Origin of the sequence: Enterobacter sp. 241F3, assembly GCF_034106785.1 — a bacterium.
Lineage (GTDB): Bacteria > Pseudomonadota > Gammaproteobacteria > Enterobacterales > Enterobacteriaceae > Enterobacter > Enterobacter vonholyi.
Map to the genome: position 1 here is coordinate 363,607 of NZ_JAWNDD010000001.1, position 15,836 is coordinate 379,442.

11 protein-coding genes are annotated in these 15,836 nt (G+C 55.3%); 5 read left to right on the forward strand and 6 right to left on the reverse strand.

The annotated features are described in order from the left end of the window. Positions 1–201: 201 nt before the first annotated feature. Both tynA and UR504_RS01650 read left to right on the forward strand, forming a co-directional pair. Positions 202–2,475, forward strand: a complete 2,274-nt coding sequence (gene tynA, locus UR504_RS01645; protein WP_320739237.1) for a primary-amine oxidase — start codon at positions 202–204, stop codon at positions 2,473–2,475. A 118-nt stretch (positions 2,476–2,593) separates the two neighbouring features. Beyond that, on the forward strand, positions 2,594–3,700 hold the full coding sequence (locus UR504_RS01650) for a GGDEF domain-containing protein (protein WP_302234874.1): 1,107 nt from the start codon (positions 2,594–2,596) through the stop codon (positions 3,698–3,700). 39 nt (positions 3,701–3,739) lie between these two features. Here the strand turns inward: UR504_RS01650 and UR504_RS01655 are convergent, their stop codons facing one another. Further along, a complete protein-coding gene (locus tag UR504_RS01655) occupies positions 3,740–5,239 on the reverse strand; it encodes an aldehyde dehydrogenase family protein (RefSeq protein WP_302234873.1) in 1,500 nt (499 codons plus the stop codon). 241 nt (positions 5,240–5,480) lie between these two features. Here UR504_RS01655 and feaR point away from each other — a divergent pair, with 241 nt between their 5' ends. Further along, complete coding sequence (gene feaR / locus UR504_RS01660) at positions 5,481–6,389, forward strand: transcriptional regulator FeaR (protein ID WP_320739515.1); 909 nt, start codon at positions 5,481–5,483, stop codon at positions 6,387–6,389. Here feaR and UR504_RS01665 read toward each other — a convergent pair whose 3' ends face one another. From UR504_RS01665 to UR504_RS01675, 3 genes are read right to left on the reverse strand one after another with little or no spacing between them, the layout of a single operon-like run. Beyond that, positions 6,390–6,707, reverse strand: coding sequence for a YdbL family protein (locus UR504_RS01665; protein ID WP_302234872.1), 318 nt, complete (start codon positions 6,705–6,707; stop codon positions 6,390–6,392). It lies immediately after the preceding gene. Positions 6,708–6,714: 7 nt separating this feature from the next. Further along, positions 6,715–6,906 (reverse strand): YnbE family lipoprotein, encoded by a 192-nt coding sequence (locus UR504_RS01670; RefSeq protein WP_014169918.1) that lies wholly within the window; start codon positions 6,904–6,906, stop codon positions 6,715–6,717. Next, positions 6,903–9,542, reverse strand: coding sequence for a YdbH family protein (locus tag UR504_RS01675; RefSeq protein WP_302234871.1), 2,640 nt, complete (start codon positions 9,540–9,542; stop codon positions 6,903–6,905). The genes UR504_RS01670 and UR504_RS01675 overlap by 4 nt, the downstream gene beginning before the upstream one ends. Positions 9,543–9,752: 210 nt before the next feature. On the opposite strand from UR504_RS01675, the gene UR504_RS01680 reads away from it, so the two are divergent. Then, on the forward strand, positions 9,753–10,742 hold the full coding sequence (locus UR504_RS01680; protein WP_127730659.1) for a 2-hydroxyacid dehydrogenase: 990 nt from the start codon (positions 9,753–9,755) through the stop codon (positions 10,740–10,742). A gap of 19 nt (positions 10,743–10,761) precedes the next feature. On the opposite strand, the gene UR504_RS01685 is transcribed toward UR504_RS01680, so the two are convergent. Continuing rightward, entirely contained in the window at positions 10,762–11,970 is a 1,209-nt protein-coding gene (locus tag UR504_RS01685; RefSeq protein WP_302234870.1) for an MFS transporter, read from the reverse strand. Positions 11,971–12,426: 456 nt separating this feature from the next. Here UR504_RS01685 and UR504_RS01690 point away from each other — a divergent pair, with 456 nt between their 5' ends. Beyond that, positions 12,427–13,098, forward strand: a complete 672-nt coding sequence (locus tag UR504_RS01690) for an MgtC family protein (protein WP_115874943.1) — start codon at positions 12,427–12,429, stop codon at positions 13,096–13,098. Between the two features lie 60 nt (positions 13,099–13,158). Here UR504_RS01690 and UR504_RS01695 read toward each other — a convergent pair whose 3' ends face one another. Continuing rightward, complete coding sequence (locus UR504_RS01695) at positions 13,159–15,741, reverse strand: EAL domain-containing protein (RefSeq protein ID WP_302234868.1); 2,583 nt, start codon at positions 15,739–15,741, stop codon at positions 13,159–13,161. Between the last annotated feature and the right edge of the window lie 95 nt (positions 15,742–15,836).

Below are 15,836 nucleotides of genomic sequence, written 5' to 3' on the forward strand. Positions count from 1 at the left end.
CTCCCTCAAGGGAGAGGGGGTCGCCTGTGCTGACATCATTTGTGGGGAGAGGAAATGGCCCGGCATGTGATGTATCCCCGCTCTTTTTTTAACCTGGCAAGACTGGCAAATAATCTGGCAGATGCAGGCAAACGCTTTTCTCAGGCGCCTGTCAGGATAAGGCTGTCACAACACAATAAACACAACAAGATGAGGTCTACGATGGGAAGCAATTCTTCTTTTTCTGCCCGTAGAACGGCGCTGGCTGTGGCCGTTGCGCTGTGTTGCGCCTGGCAATCCCCTGTTTTCGCCCACGGCAGCGAGGCGCATATGGTCCCGATGGACAAAACGCTGCAGGACTTTGGCGCCGACGTTCAGTGGGATGATTACGCACAGATGTTCATCATTGCGAAAGACGGTGCCTTCGTGAAGGTCAAACCGGGTGCCAAAACCGCCATCGTCAACGGCAAAACCCTCAGGCTCGAGGTGCCGGTGGTGATGAAAGGCAAGAAAGCCTTTATTTCCGATACCTTTATCAACGATGTTTTCCAGTCCGGCCTTGACCAGACCTTCCAGGTTGAAAAACGCCCTCACCCGTTAAACGCGCTAACGGCGGACGAAATTAAGCAGGCCGTTGAGATTGTGAAAGCCTCGGCGGACTTTAAGCCTAATACCCGCTTTACCCAGATTGCCCTTGCAGAGCCAGAGAAAGCCAAAGTGTGGGACTTTGTGCTTAACGGTACGGCGGTGGATGCCCCGCGTCAGGCAAAGATTGTGATGCTCGATGGAAAGCACGTTATCGAAAGCCTGGTGGATCTGAAGGATAAAAAAATCCTGCGCTGGGAGCCGGTGAAAGACGCGCACGGCATGGTGCTGCTGGATGATTTCACCGCGGTACAGCAGATCGTTAACGAGAGTACGGAATTTGCCGAGGTGCTTAAAAAACACGGCATCACCGACCCGAAAAAAGTGATTACCACGCCGCTGACCGTCGGCTATTTCGACGGTAAAGACGGCCTGAAGCAGGAAGATCGCCTGCTGAAGGTGGTGAGCTATCTGGATGTGGGCGACGGCAACTACTGGGCGCACCCGATTGAAAACCTGGTGGCCGTGGTCGATCTTGAGCAGAAGAAAATCCAGAAGATTGAGGAAGGTGCCGTTGTTCCGGTTCCGATGACGCCGCGCCCCTACGATGGCCGCGATCGTATAGAAACGCCGAAAAAACCGCTCGACATCATCGAGCCGGAAGGTAAGAACTACACCATTACCGGCGATATGGTGCACTGGCAGAACTGGGATTTCCACCTGAGCCTGGACTCTCGCGTCGGTCCGATGATTTCAACCGTCACGTATAACGACAACGGTAAAAAGCGCCAGATTATGTATCAGGGGTCGCTCGGCGGCATGATCGTTCCTTACGGCGATCCGGACGTGGGCTGGTACTTTAAAGCCTATCTCGACTCCGGCGACTACGGTATGGGCACCCTGACCTCACCGCTGGTACGCGGTAAAGACGTGCCGTCCAACGCCGTGATGCTCAATGAAACCATTCCGGATTACACCGGCGCGCCGATGGAGATCCCGCGCGCGATCGCCATTTTCGAACGCTACGCGGGGCCGGAATACAAACATCAGGAGATGGGTCAGCCAAACGTCAGCACCGAGCGCCGCGAGCTGGTGGTGCGCTGGGTGAGTACCGTGGGCAACTACGATTACATCTTCGACTGGGTGTTCCATGAAAATGGCACCATCGGCATTGACGCCGGCGCGACGGGTATCGAAGCGGTGAAAGGCGTGCAGGCAAAAACCATGCACGATGCCACCGCCAAAGACGATACAAAATACGGCACGCTGATCGACCACAACATCGTGGGCACCACGCACCAGCACATCTACAACTTCCGTCTTGATATGGATGTGGACGGCATCAACAACAAGCTGGTGGCTATGGATCCGGAGGTGAAGCCGAATACCGCCGGTGGACCTCGCACCAGCACCATGCAGATCAATCAGTATGATATTGATACCGAGCAGCAGGCGGCGCAGAAGTTCGACCCGGGCACGATTCGCCTGCTGAGCAACACAAGTAAAGAGAACCGCATGGGTAACCCGGTCTCGTACCAGATCATCCCTTACGCGGGCGGTACGCACCCGGTGGCGACCGGCGCGAAATTTGCCCCGGACGAGTGGATTTACCATCGCCTGAGCTTTATGGACAAACAGCTGTGGGTGACCCGCTACCACCCTGATGAGCTCTACCCGGAAGGGAAATTCCCTAACCGCTCCGTACACGACACGGGCCTCGGGCAGTACAGCAAGGATAACGAGTCGCTCAACGATCGGGACGACGTAGTCTGGATGACCACCGGCACCACCCACGTGGCGCGCGCGGAAGAGTGGCCGATCATGCCAACGGAATGGGTGCATACCCTGCTTAAGCCGTGGAACTTCTTCGACGAGACGCCAACGCTCGGGAAGAAAAAAGACGAAAAATAACCACCCGCCGGGCAATAGCCCGGTTTTTTTTGCCCTGACGTTTGAGGATCGTCCTGGCTTGCTTATAGTTACAGATATCTCATCGACATGATTTATCCCCCGGACGGGAAAGGGCTTTATGGAAAAAAGAAAAAAACCGTCGCTGGAACGGGCGACCTGGCCAACGCGCCATGCCATGGTCATGCACGGGCTGGCGATGAACCTGCCGTGGCTGGCCTTCGTCAATATCAGCTTTGCGGTGATGATTCTGCTGCGACACGTTCTGCTTAAGCCCAGCGATCCCCTTTATCCCCACTCGCCCCAGCTGACGAGAATGGTTGATGCCTCCATGCTCGGTATTATCATCCTCTCGGCCGCGCTGATCCTCATGGCCTGGCGGCGTATCGCCGGTATCAGCGTTGTGTTGTTTATCTGTAGCGCCATCTGGTCGGTCTCCTGCTTCTGGTTTATCACCCAGCTGCTGCTCCCGCACGTCTGGCCGCTGTGCGTTATTCTGTTACTCGCCGGTTTGACGGCGCTCTATTTCTACCCTGAAGGGCTGCTCGCCTTTGTGCTCCCGCTCTGGATCACCCTGCCGATAGCAAGCTGGATACGAAACGATGGCCTCAACCTACACTTCGTTGTTATCTGGAGCGTGTTTACGCTGATCTTGATCTTCGGGCGTTTCATTCTGCTGAGCTGGTTTGACGAAGCCTGGCGACGTAACCAGCAAAATCAGCTGCTTATTTCGCGGCTGGACGCGCTGGCGCATCAGGACCCGTTAACCAAAACCGCCAATCGCCGGAAAATGGAGGTGGTGCTGGAGAACGCGGTTGAGCAGAAAAAAACCTTCTCGGTGATCATGCTGGATATCGACTACTTCAAGCGCTACAACGATACCTACGGGCACCAGGCGGGCGACGACTGTCTGACGCGCGTGGCGCGCGTGCTGAAGCAGTCCGTGCGCACGCCTGACGATGTGGTGTCACGCTACGGCGGCGAAGAGTTTCTGGTGATTCTGTTTAATTGCCCGGAGAACATCGCGGAAAAGGTTGCCCTGCGTATTCAGGACGGCCTGCGTACGGAAGCCATACCGCACGGCGCCTCGACGGTCAGCGACCATGTCACCGTGAGCATGGGGATTGCGAGCATGGCCGAGGGGTTAGCGGGCACCGAGATCATCGCCCGCGCCGATGCGGCGCTGTATCGGGCGAAGGAGGCCGGGCGGGATCGGTGGTCGCTGTAGATAAAAGCCGGGTGGCGCTGCGCTTACCCGGCTTGCTTTTTAATACCGCACGCACACCGACTTGGTTTCACACCAGCCGTCCAGCCAGTCCGGGCCAAAATCGCGTCCGGTACCGGACTGCTTCATGCCGCCGAACGGCAGGTTGGCGTCGATCAGCGTATGGCTATTCACCCACACGGTGCCCGCCTGCAGCCGGTCGGTATACTCCAGCGCCTTGCTGATATTCTGCGTCCAGACGCTGGCCGTCAGGCCATATTCGGTGTCGTTTGCCAGCTGGAGCGCCTCTTCCCCGTCGGCGACGCGCACAAGGTTGACCACCGGGCCAAACACCTCTTCGCGGGTCAGGCGCAGCGAGGCATCCGGGTTGACCACCAGCGTAGGTGAAACGTAATAGCCTTTGCCTTCCGGCCCCCGGTTACCGACGATCAGCTCCGCGTGGCGCGACTTCGCCTCATCGAGGAAGGTCTGCACCTTGTCGCAATGCGCGCGCGACACCAGCGGGTTAATAAACGCCTCCGGCGACATGCCTGGCCCGACGCTCAGGGATTTCACCGCCTGTTCAAACCCGCTGACCAGCGTGTCAAAAAGCGGCGCCTCAATGTAGATGCGCGAGCTCGCCGCGCACACCTGCCCCTGGTTCAGGAAGCTGCCGGTCATCAGGCCTTCGATCACCCACGCAGGGTCCGCATCCTTGAGCACAATTGCCGGGTTTTTCCCGCCCAGCTCCAGGGTCACGCCGGTTAGCGTGTCCGCCGCCGCGCGGGCAATTTGCTTACCCGTCGCCGTTGAGCCGGTGAAGCTCACCTTCGCGATATGCGGATGCGAGGTCAGCGCCGCGCCACACACCGCGCCGCTCCCGGTCACCACGTTGAACACCCCATCCGGGATGCCCGCTTCACTGGCCAGTTCCGCCACGCGCAGCATGGTCAGCGGCGTGGTTTCAGACGGCTTAATGACGATAGAGCAGCCAGCTGCCAGCGCTGGCATCACTTTCCACATGCCGATCATCAGCGGGAAGTTCCAGGGCACAATCCCGGCCACCACGCCTACCGGCTCTTTACGCGTCCACGCCTGATAGCGGGCGCCCTGCGGCAGCGGGATAGAAAGATCGAGAGTTTTACCCGAAATTTTGGTGGTCAACCCGGCGGTATAGCGCATCCAGTTCAGGGTGCAGCCGACTTCAAACATACGGGAAATGTTGATGGATTTGCCCTGCTCCAGCGTTTCAAGCTGGGCCAGCTCCTCGCTGTGCTGTTCCACCAGATCGGCGAAATGGAGCAGGATCCGCTCGCGCTCCGCCGGGAGTTTTCCGGCCCAGGTGCGGGCCACAAAGGCGCGCCAGCCGGACATGACGGCACGATCAACGTCATCGACGCTGGCATCGGCAGTCGAGGCAATCACCTCGCCCGTAGCCGGGTTGTAGACGTTCAGCCGCTTTTCACTGTCCGACGCGGCCTGACGCCCTTCAATCCACAGGCCATGATGTCGGTCTAAAAACTGCTGCACGGCAGGCTGAATAGCCACCTGTGATTCAGACATAGGATACTCCTTCGTTATTCTTCGCAGGGTGTTCATCCAGTCTAAGAGGGGTTTTGCATTCTCGCTTTTGTCTCTGTGACATTCGCTTTGCCACCTGTGACAGGCTCCGCAAATCGCGATAATTGCCGCTTATATCGCTGTAACCGGTGAGTGTTCTTTCCTATAGTCAGCCTCATAGCTCTGACAAAATGCAACACAAATGCAACAATGCGAAAACGTTGACGGTGCAGTGAGAGAAACGATGGCGTGTGCAAGCGAGCAGGAACAGTATCAGCATTGGCTGGCGCAAATTAACCAGGTTTGCGGGCGTTTTAACGCGCAGCCCACCGGGGGTAAATTCTACGGCGAGCTGGAGACCAGCTATGCGCGCAGTCTGAAGCTCAGTACCGTGACCGCGGGTGGCGTTAACCTGTTCCGCTCCAGTCAGGAGATCAAACAGAGTAACGATGCCTGGTTCTATACCGTGTTCCAGCTCGAAGGGAGTGCAGAAATTGAGCAGGATGACCGTCGCGCGCTGCTCAGAACCGGCGATATCACGCTGATTGACGCGTCGCGTCCCTGTTCAATCAACTGGCAGGAAAAATCCCGCCAGATTTCGCTCCTGGTTCCGCGTCAGATTATTGAGCAGCAGTGTCGTTTCCAGGAGATAAACTGCGCGACCGCCCTTTCCCGCACCTTACCCACGGTGCAGCTGAGCCATCGCCTGTTGATGGAGAGTATGAGCAATGCCGACCTGAGCGATCGTGAAAGCGAAGCCGCGCTCGAAGCGATGATCTGCCTGCTGCGCCCCGCTTTCCAGCAGCGTGAAATCATTCAGCCGCGCAAGGAGCGCCAGTTCCAGCATGTGGTGGCGCTGATTGACGACCATATTCAGTCTGAATCGCTGCGTCCTGAATGGATTGCCGCCGAGAGCGGTATGTCCGTGCGCAGCCTCTACCGCATGTTTGCCGAAAAGGGGCTGGTGGTGGCGCAGTACATTAAAAACCGTCGTCTGGATCTCTGCGCGCAGGTGCTGCGCTCGGCCGGGGATGATGAAAAGCTGGCGGGCATTGGCTACAGCTGGGGGTTTACCGACCATAGCCATTTTTCAACGGCGTTTAAGCAGCGTTTTGGCGTCTCGCCGGGTGAATACCGCAGGCGCTACCGCTAGCTACTTTCTGAGCCATTTTCCGTTAATACCCTTCACGTACTCGCCCGGATGCGCGCGGGCAACTAGTTTTTGCCCTGCCATTTTGGCCACTTCATCGATCGGCAAATTATTGCTGTCAGCCAGCTTCTGGTAGCTTTCCGTGCGCGCCGCGTTGATGCGATTGACCAGCGCCAGCGTTTCGGCGTCCTGCTGAATCGGGGCAAGATAACCGCTGAGGGTTTCCCCCACGCGCCCCTGCGCCCGGGCATCGTTCAGGGTGAGCGCAGCCGCCTGCACGTTCATCCCCAGCGCCAGTAAAATCAGTGCTACTCGTTTCATGGCGTCCTCAGAACAGATCGCTGCGCGATTTAAGCAGGGTTTCGACGTCTTTATCGACCTTAATGTGGATCTCATGTTCGATTTTGACATTCATATTGATGGTAATCGGCTCCTTTGGCGCAGCGACTTCAATACGCGGCGTACAGCCGGTCAGTAGCGCGGCAACGGCAACGGTGAGCACACCAGCCATCTTTTTCATTGTTGTTCCTCACTTTCCTTGCCGGTCAAACTGCGGGGAGCAGGTATCGCCGCATGTTGCTCAAACCAGGTTTGCAGGTTGTCCCCAAAGCGCAGGCTACGCCAGAGGGTAAAGACATTCTCGTCATGGGTATAGTTCAGGTTGACGGAGCTGCTTTTGCCATCCACCCGGCTGTTCCCCTTGATGGTCGCCTGCATGGTTAATTCACCCAGATTATCTAAATTGATTCTCGTCCACGAACGCGAAATTTCCATATAGCGGAGCCAGTTAATCGCGGCACCCGCAACCATATTATCTTTAACGATGGCGTCGGCCGTATCTTTGTCGATGCGCAGCGTCATTGGGCCCGGGTTGGTCAGCCAGCCATCTTTAATGATCCATTTTTCATTATCCAGCCAGAACGGCAGCGCCCCGCTGACTGGCCCCGACATGGCAAACTGTTTCGGATTAACGGCGCTAATCAGCTCGCTCGAAGAGATATTATCCACCCGCAGCAGGGCCGGATCGTGCTGCGGCATCCGCAGCTGCTGCATGGTGATCTTCCCGCCGAGGGTTTCTACCTTCACGTTGGTGAGCAGCAGCGGATTGTCCTCCGTCCAGGGATAGTCCCCCTGTAGATCGGCAGTAATGTTGCGCGCGGTCACCAGGTTTACCACTTCGCCAATGCGCAGCGTCACCGGTCCGCGCGTGCCCAGAGACCAGGTTCCGTCGCTGAAGCGGAACGGCAGCACAAAATCGACGCCGTTAATCTGGTTATCCGGCATCCAGGCGCTGCCGGATTTCAGCACGCCGTGCCCGCCCGCCTCAAAGCCCTGATCGGCCGCCGCCGAGAAGGCGACCTGCGCGTAAAGCTCCCCGTCGCGCAGCGTCATTTTCCAGTCCGGCGGGATCAGCGGCTGGAATACGGTGAGAGACTGTTTCGGCCACCAGGCCTGCCCGCGCAGGCGCACGCCATCCCAGCGCCCGTTTACCTGTACCGGACCGATTTTGTCCGCGTGGAGGTCGCCCTTAAACTGAAAAATAGTCGGGTCGGTGCCGTCGACGCTAAAGGTCAGGACCGATGGCGGCAACACGCTGCCGCCGGAGAAACGGGTTTGCCCGGCGTTAAGCGACAGCGCGCCGCTGAAGGTCGGTTTTTCGGGGTCACGTAACCAGCGCACCGGTTGATCCAGCACCAGGCGAGGCCTGCTGACCTCCATCGTGCCGTACTGGAGCTTGTCAAAACCGGTGGAGAGCGCCGTCAGCTCAATAAGATTGTCGCGCCACTCGCCTTTCCCGGCGACATCCCAGCGGGCATGCATCGGCGTAAAACCGCCTTTTCCCCAGTAGCGCCACTGCCACAGGCCGTTATCGGGTAAGAAGTCGCTGGCCTGACCGTCCAGGTGGAGTTCAAAATCGCCCATCTCGTTTTCATGGGCGCGCAGAATCGCCTGCAGACGGCCGTCCACCCCCTTCTGGGTGAGCTTCACGCCCGCCAGCGGCCAGCGGATTTCATCGATATCGAGCGAGTCAATGATGCGCCCGCGCGAGCGAAGCAGCGCGCCCGGCTCAAAGGCCAGCTGCGGTTCATACAGGCTGCCGGTCAACGTTGCGGGCAATTTGGCGTAAAGAATGAGATCGTTTTGCTTCGCCTCGCCGCTCAGGTGCAGAGGCATGTCGCTGTTTTCCATGCTGAGCCTGCCTGGCCCGATATTCAGTACCGCGTTCCCTTTCCCCGCATCACCGTGGGTAAGCACATTCAGCCGTCCGGTCAGGGTGGTTTTCTCCAGCCCCTGCTGCCAGTTGTCGGCGCGAAGGGACACCCGCCCGCTCAGCGGCATACCCGAGAGATTCCAATTCCAGCGCCCGTCGCTAATGTTCAGCTGTTCCGCCGTGATCTGCCACGGCAGGTCGAGCAGCGGATCGGGATTGTCCCGCGCCATCACCACCAGCTGTCCCTGATTGTCTTCCCAGTCCAGATCGGCATCGACCAGAGACGTCAACTGTGGCACGTTAAAGGTCGCGACCGCGTGGCCTTTCACCGGTACGCCATCCGGTACCAGCGGCAGGGTAAATTCGCCCACCAGCTTAATCGGCTGCGGCTGGTCCGGGAGCTGTACATCGAACTGGCTGACCGAGAGCGTCTGACCGCGAAGCGTGCCTTTAATGCTGACCTGCTCGCCTTTATAGGCGATCTCCTGACTGGACGGGGTCAGCGACGCACGCAGCTCGCCCTGCCACTGCTGCCACGGAGAGAGCGTCAGACGGTGAATCGTGAGCCAGGTATTGGGTAATACTGCCTGCCATTGCGCGAGCGTTTTCGGGGCGACCGTTGAGGGCGCTGACTGGGGAATTTTGCTCAGACAGACGGAATTTAAATCCAGCGCGCCGATATCCAGCTTCCAGCGGCTCGGATGTGACAGCGTCACGTTATCGATGCGGGCAATTTCGCAGTCTTCAACCAGATAGCGAAGATCGGGGATCACCAGCGCGTGGCGGGTCAGTTTCGGGCTCTCTTCGAACGCGATGCGCGTCCCCACGGGCAGCCAGATCCCGGCGAGCGTCGGGACCCACTGGGCGAGCGTCATCAGCAGCGTCAGCGGCAACAGTATGAACAGCAGTAAAAGCGCAAGAGCGGCTTTGTATTTACCCTTCATGGGCAGTTAATATCCTGATTTAGCGAAAGAATTAAGCCGGCAATGCCGATCATTGTCGCATGTTTAGCCAGTCAGTTGAAGGGAATGCCATTTTTAAGGATAGATGCTCTAGAATAATTGATAGAACTTATTGAATTCAATAATATTTTAGAAATTGTAAGATAATTTTAATCATGCTAACGTGAATGCAAAATCACTGGAGAAAGTCTTATGAAACTCGCGGTATATAGCACAAAGCAGTACGACAAAAAGTATCTGCAACATGTTAACGAGGCTTACGGGTTTGAGCTTGAATTTTTCGACTTTCTGCTGTCCGAAAAAACCGCCAAAACGGCGCACGGCTGTGAAGGCGTCTGCATTTTCGTAAACGATGACGGCAGTCGCCCGGTGCTGGAAGAGTTGAAAAGACAAGGGGTGAAGTACATCGCCCTGCGCTGTGCGGGCTTTAACAACGTGGATCTCGATGCGGCGAAAGAGCTGGGTCTGAAGGTGGTGCGCGTTCCGGCGTACTCCCCGGAAGCGGTGGCTGAACATGCGATTGGCATGATGATGTCGCTTAACCGTCGTATTCACCGCGCTTATCAGCGTACCCGTGACGCTAACTTCTCGCTGGAAGGACTGACCGGCTTTACCATGTACGGCAAAACCGCCGGCGTGATCGGCACCGGTAAAATTGGCGTGGCTGCCCTGCGCATTCTGAAAGGCTTTGGCATGCGTCTGCTGGCGTTCGATCCGTACCCGAGCGCCGCAGCGCTGGATCTGGGCGTGGAATATGTCGACCTGCCGACGCTGTTCTCGCAGTCCGACGTGATCTCCCTGCACTGCCCGCTGACGCCGGAGAACTACCACCTGCTTAACCAGGCGGCGTTTGACCAGATGAAGGATGGCGTGATGATCATCAACACCAGCCGCGGCGGGCTGGTTGATTCTCAGGCCGCTATCGAAGCGCTGAAGACCCAGAAAATTGGCGCGCTGGGGATGGACGTGTATGAGAACGAACGCGATCTGTTCTTTGAAGACAAGTCGAATGATGTGATCCAGGACGACGTATTCCGTCGCCTCTCTGCCTGCCATAACGTGCTGTTTACCGGCCACCAGGCGTTTCTGACTGCCGAAGCGCTGATCAGCATTTCAGAAACCACGCTGGGGAACCTGCAGCAGCTGGAAAAAGGCGAAGCGTGCCCTAACGAACTGGCATAAGCGTGACGCCGGGTGGCGGCTATGCCCCACCCGGCGTACTGTCCGTTTCCCAGCTCCGGTGCGCAACGCGCCACCAGAGCAGGACGGCCACCAGCGCAATCGCGCTCAGGACACTGAATGCCGTGGCAAATGAGTAATGACCGGCAATCGTGCCGGTTAACGCCGGGCTCATGGATGCCCCAATCCCCTGCATCAGCATCACCACACTCTGCCCGGCATTGACGTGCCCGCTCCCGCGCAACAGCACCACGATAAACGACGGTACCACGACGCCCAGGATCCCTGCGGCCAGCCCGTCGAGAATTTGTACCGGGATCATCATGAGCGGCGCGTCCGTAGACGCCGCCAGCGCGGCGCGCACCGGCATCACCAGCAGCGCCAGCATAATCAAGCGCCAGTAGCCGTAGCGGTCTATTCGGTGGGCGACCCAGATGGCGACGGGGATCATCACGGCCTGAGAGATGATAACGGTGCCCGCCGCGTACAAACCGGGGTTGATCGATGCGGGTGCCGCGGCCACCCTCATGCTCAGCATCGGCAGCAGCGCGGCGTTCGCCAGATGAAACAGCAGCAGCGTCAGGCCTGTCACAAACAGCGCCCGGTTTTTCATCAGCACTGCAAAACCGGGAACCGGCAGGCTCGCTGAAGAGGAGAGCCCCCTCGCCGCGTCGTTATCAATATCCCGGTTGCGAATGGCAAGCAGCGCGCAGAGCGTTAACAGCGTGGTACAGGTCATCAGCAGGAAAATCCCGCCGACGCCCCAGTACCAGGCAATGCCGCCTGCAATCAGTGCGGTAACAAAGTTGCCGCCGTGATTGAACGCTTCGTTTCTACCCATCTGCGCGCTGAACCCGCTCTGGCCGGTCAGACCCAGCGTAATCCCGGCGATCAGCGGGCCGACAAACGCCGCACAGATACCGGTGACGATTTGCGACACGGCGACAACGCCGCTCTGCTGGCTAAACCAGAGCAGGAGCGTGCTAAGGGTGATGAGCAGGCACACCAGCGCTAGCACGGTCCGCTTGCTGCGTGAGGTGTCGGTGATGAATCCCGCCGGCAGCGTGGCCAGTAATCCCGCCAGCCCACCGGCCGTCATCAGGATGCCGATATCATCAGGGGTCCAGTGGCGTTCGGTCAGGAAAATACCGAGAAAAGGCCCCAGGCCATCGCGGACATCCGCGATGAAAAAACTTGTCAGGCACAATGCCCGCAGCGAACGAAGAGACATACTTCCTGCCTTTGTCTGTTATCGCCTGTAAAAAAGGAAATGTAGTATAGCGGGTATTTTTTAAAATCAGATGACGTCTTAAAAAATATGCCTTGCGAACTTAAACAATTCATAACGGAGGCTGTTTTTTTGCTTTACTCATTATTTCGCCTGACTATACTGGCAATAAATTTTCACAGGAGACCTTCGTTGGAAAGTCATTTTATCGTCGATACGAAGGTAAGCTAGCGCAATTTTCTCGCTGCTTACCTGAAAGGGTGGGCAGCAATCCTCTTTAAGCGATTGTATCCCGAAATAGTAAAACCACTCAATTTGTGGGGCATCGCATGTTCATGTTTACACATTCACTCTTTCCGCCACCGTCGTCCTGACACGTTTAGCATTTAAACGGCGTTATGATGTGCTTAGCAAAGCACTGACGCTTATTATTTATTAACGTTTACAGGCGACAGGCTGATGTTCCCTTATATCTCTCATCTGCTCGCAGCGATGCTGCTGGGCGCAATTATTGGCGCGGAAAGACAGTGGCGCCAGCGTATGGCCGGACTTCGTACCAATGCACTGGTTGCCACGGGCGCGGCAGTGTTCATCTTAAGCTCGGTATCCACCTCTCCTGATAGCCCGGGGCGCATCGCAGCACAAATCGTCTCCGGTATCGGCTTTCTTGGCGCAGGCGTCATTATGCGTGAAGGAATGAATATTCGTGGTCTGAACACCGCCGCCACGCTGTGGTGCTCGGCCGGAATTGGCGTGCTATGTGGTTTAGGCCAGTTCTGGAATGCCGCCATGGCCAGCTTAATTATTCTCTGCGCCAACATATTGCTTCGCGAAGCCGCGCAGCGGATTAATCAGCTGCCCGTGCTCCATGAAGGCGAAAAAAGCTATGTTCTGAAAATCACCTGTGCTGACGAGCATGAAGATGCGGTGCGGCAGAGCATCGTTAATATGGCGAAAGAGTTGACGTTAAGTCTGAAAGCGATTTATTCCGCCACGGCTCAGGCTGAGGGAAAAACCGAAATTCGGGCTGAGGTGATTACCCGTGAGGAATACCGAAAATTACTCGAACTGATTATGGGCAATATGGGCGGGAATAAAATTATCGCGTCCGTTAGCTGTCACGCAATGTAAATACTCAACCGGGCGAGAAGCCCGGTTTTTCAGTTACGCTTCCCTGAGTGAAAACGCGATTTAGAGATTTACTCTGCTTGCGTTTAAATTTAAGTCCGTAATGGCGACCGGTTTTCCAAGCAGGTAGCCCTGAACCTCATCACATTTATTTTCTTTAAGAAAAGCAAGCTGTTCGACGGTCTCCACCCCTTCTGCGGTTACCGCCATGGAATAGGCTTTCCCCAGGTCGATAATTTTCTCCACGACTGACTGGTTCTGCGGCGAGTCACCCAGGGTAAAAATAAAGCTCTTGTCGAGCTTAAGCCCATCAAACTGAAACTTCCGCAGATAGCTCAGAGAGGCGTAGCCGGTTCCGAAATCGTCAATCAGAATGCGCACGCCCATTTTTTTGAGAGACTTCATGGTCTGCAGCGTTTTTTCAGGATCGGAAAGCGTTACGTTTTCCGTCACTTCTATTTCCAGGCGGTTGGATTCAAGCCCTGTTTCGCGAAGTAGCTCTTTAATCCTTTCAGCAAGATCGCTTGCCTGGAATTCGATAGCAGAAATATTTACGGATACCGATAATCCCGGCAATTTTTCTTTCGTTTCCGCACACGCTTTGCGTATGACCCAGTTGCTCAGGCTAATAATAAGCCCGGTTTCTTCTGCCAGCGGAATAAACTGGTCGGGCATTATGGTCCCCCGAGTCGGGTGCTGCCAGCGTACCAGCGCTTCGACGGCCTCTATTTTAGAATACCGGAGGTTATAACGGGGCTGGTAAACCAGGCAGAGTTGTTCTTCGCGAATCGCGGTCTTCAGCTCTAATTCCAGTTTCCTGCGTTCGGTCAGCTTTTCCGACATATCCGGGCGATAATAGACCCATCGGTTTCTGCCGGATTGCTTTGCCTGATACAGCGCAATATCTGCATAGCGTAGAAGATCGTTTGCGCTGCTGCTATCCCGGGGAGCCTGTGCAATGCCCATGCTTACGCCTATCGCTACCTCATTCCCTTCAATGGAAAAAGGTCGGTTCAGTTCTTGCACGATGCGGCGACATACCTCTTCAATCTGGTCTTGCTGGCTGGTGTTGCCGAGGAGAATCATAAATTCATCCCCTCCCTGCCGTGCGACAAAATCACCTCGTCGAACGCAATATTTAAGACGTGAAGCGACCTCACCGAGCAGAGCATCCCCAGTGGAGTGCCCAAAAATATCATTGACGGGTTTAAACTTGTCTAAATCGAGGCAAATCATGGCAAAGGGATAATGGTTAAGGTCTTCTTTTGCCAGCTGGCCTGCCAGAAATTCCTTAATATGATAGCGGTTCGGCAGACCGGTTAATTCATCATGACGTGACAGAAACTCCACACGTTTTGTTGCTTCAACTTCCTGAGAGACATCGGTTGCCGCGCCTCGCAAAACCACCGCTCCATCAGGCTGAGCAGAAAATTTTGCCAGGAGCGTGCAATATGACGTGGTTTGATGCGCGTGAGTATAAGGACAGTTTTTAAATTCAAAGCGCTCAGTTAAGTCCCGCTGGCTGGCACAGGCATGTGATAACCCGCTTGTCGACGGAAAGAGTTCATCCAGGCTGCGGCCTATCCATTTGCTATTTTCATATCCCGTTATTGTAGTAAAACGACCTGACAGCCATGTTATCTTTAACGATAAATCTGTTTCCCAGAACCAGTCGCTGGTTGTTTCACTGACGTCCCGGAATCGTTTTTCACTCGTAATTAGATTTAATCGCGCCTGCTCTAGGAGAAAGCTATTTTCGTCAAGCATTCTCGCCTTGTGCATAATATGACGCATTAATATTAGCGTCATTGATACCGTCAGAACGACTGAAAGAATGAGTAATGGCAAAAAATAAATTATCAACGCCTGGCCGGGATTTTCACCGTCCCAGATAATTTGCACATCACCATTCTGGGTACTTAAGGTAAATTCCGTCTGATTATTTATTTGAGAAGTCACTGTAGACGGTGAGGTACGAACATTCAGAATGCCGGCATCCTGCCCAATCGTGAGGAGTTTTTTAGCCGTTAACTTATCTATAAACACCATTGTCGAAGGTTTCCCCGGTAAGGGTTGCACGCTCGTATCATCGCCGGTCGTTATCCATTCGGCAGAAACAATGGCCGGGACCGAATTGATAAGCGTTAGTACAGAAACCGGCAATCCATTTTTTATGCTTATCTCATGCAGTAAACGGTCTTTGGTTGATTTGTCTAACCAGCGCTCCAGATCCTGAAGCTTCAGTTTCCCGTCAACCACGCTGTATCGCGTGCTCCCTTCCGGAGAGAGAACAAACACCCCTTCGTAGCCAAAGTTGTCATACAGGGACTTGCCCAGATTCTGCTTATCCCATGCCCAGTGAACGTCTGTGGTCAGATGAAGATGTTTGTAGGCATCTCCCCACTCGGCATTGTCTTTCAAATGACTTCGCATGTTTTCCTGGCGGGTATCCAGGGCCTTCCTTAGCAAAAATTCATCGTGCTTGTCGCTGATTTCATTAACATTATCTTTTATTATGAGCAGGGAAATTATTGCTGCAATAAAAATACTTATCAACAACGTTACTATATAGCTAAAAGTTTTATTTATCAGGCCTTTAGAAGGCTCGGTATCCGTGAAGCCCGGATTGTTCAGAGGTAGGGTCATCTTTCGCCTTCTTGACTGCTACTGCGTCGATTCTTATGCCATTTTCATTTATCGGCACAAAATAATAAAAATTTATAGCTAAAAATTCGCAGTTA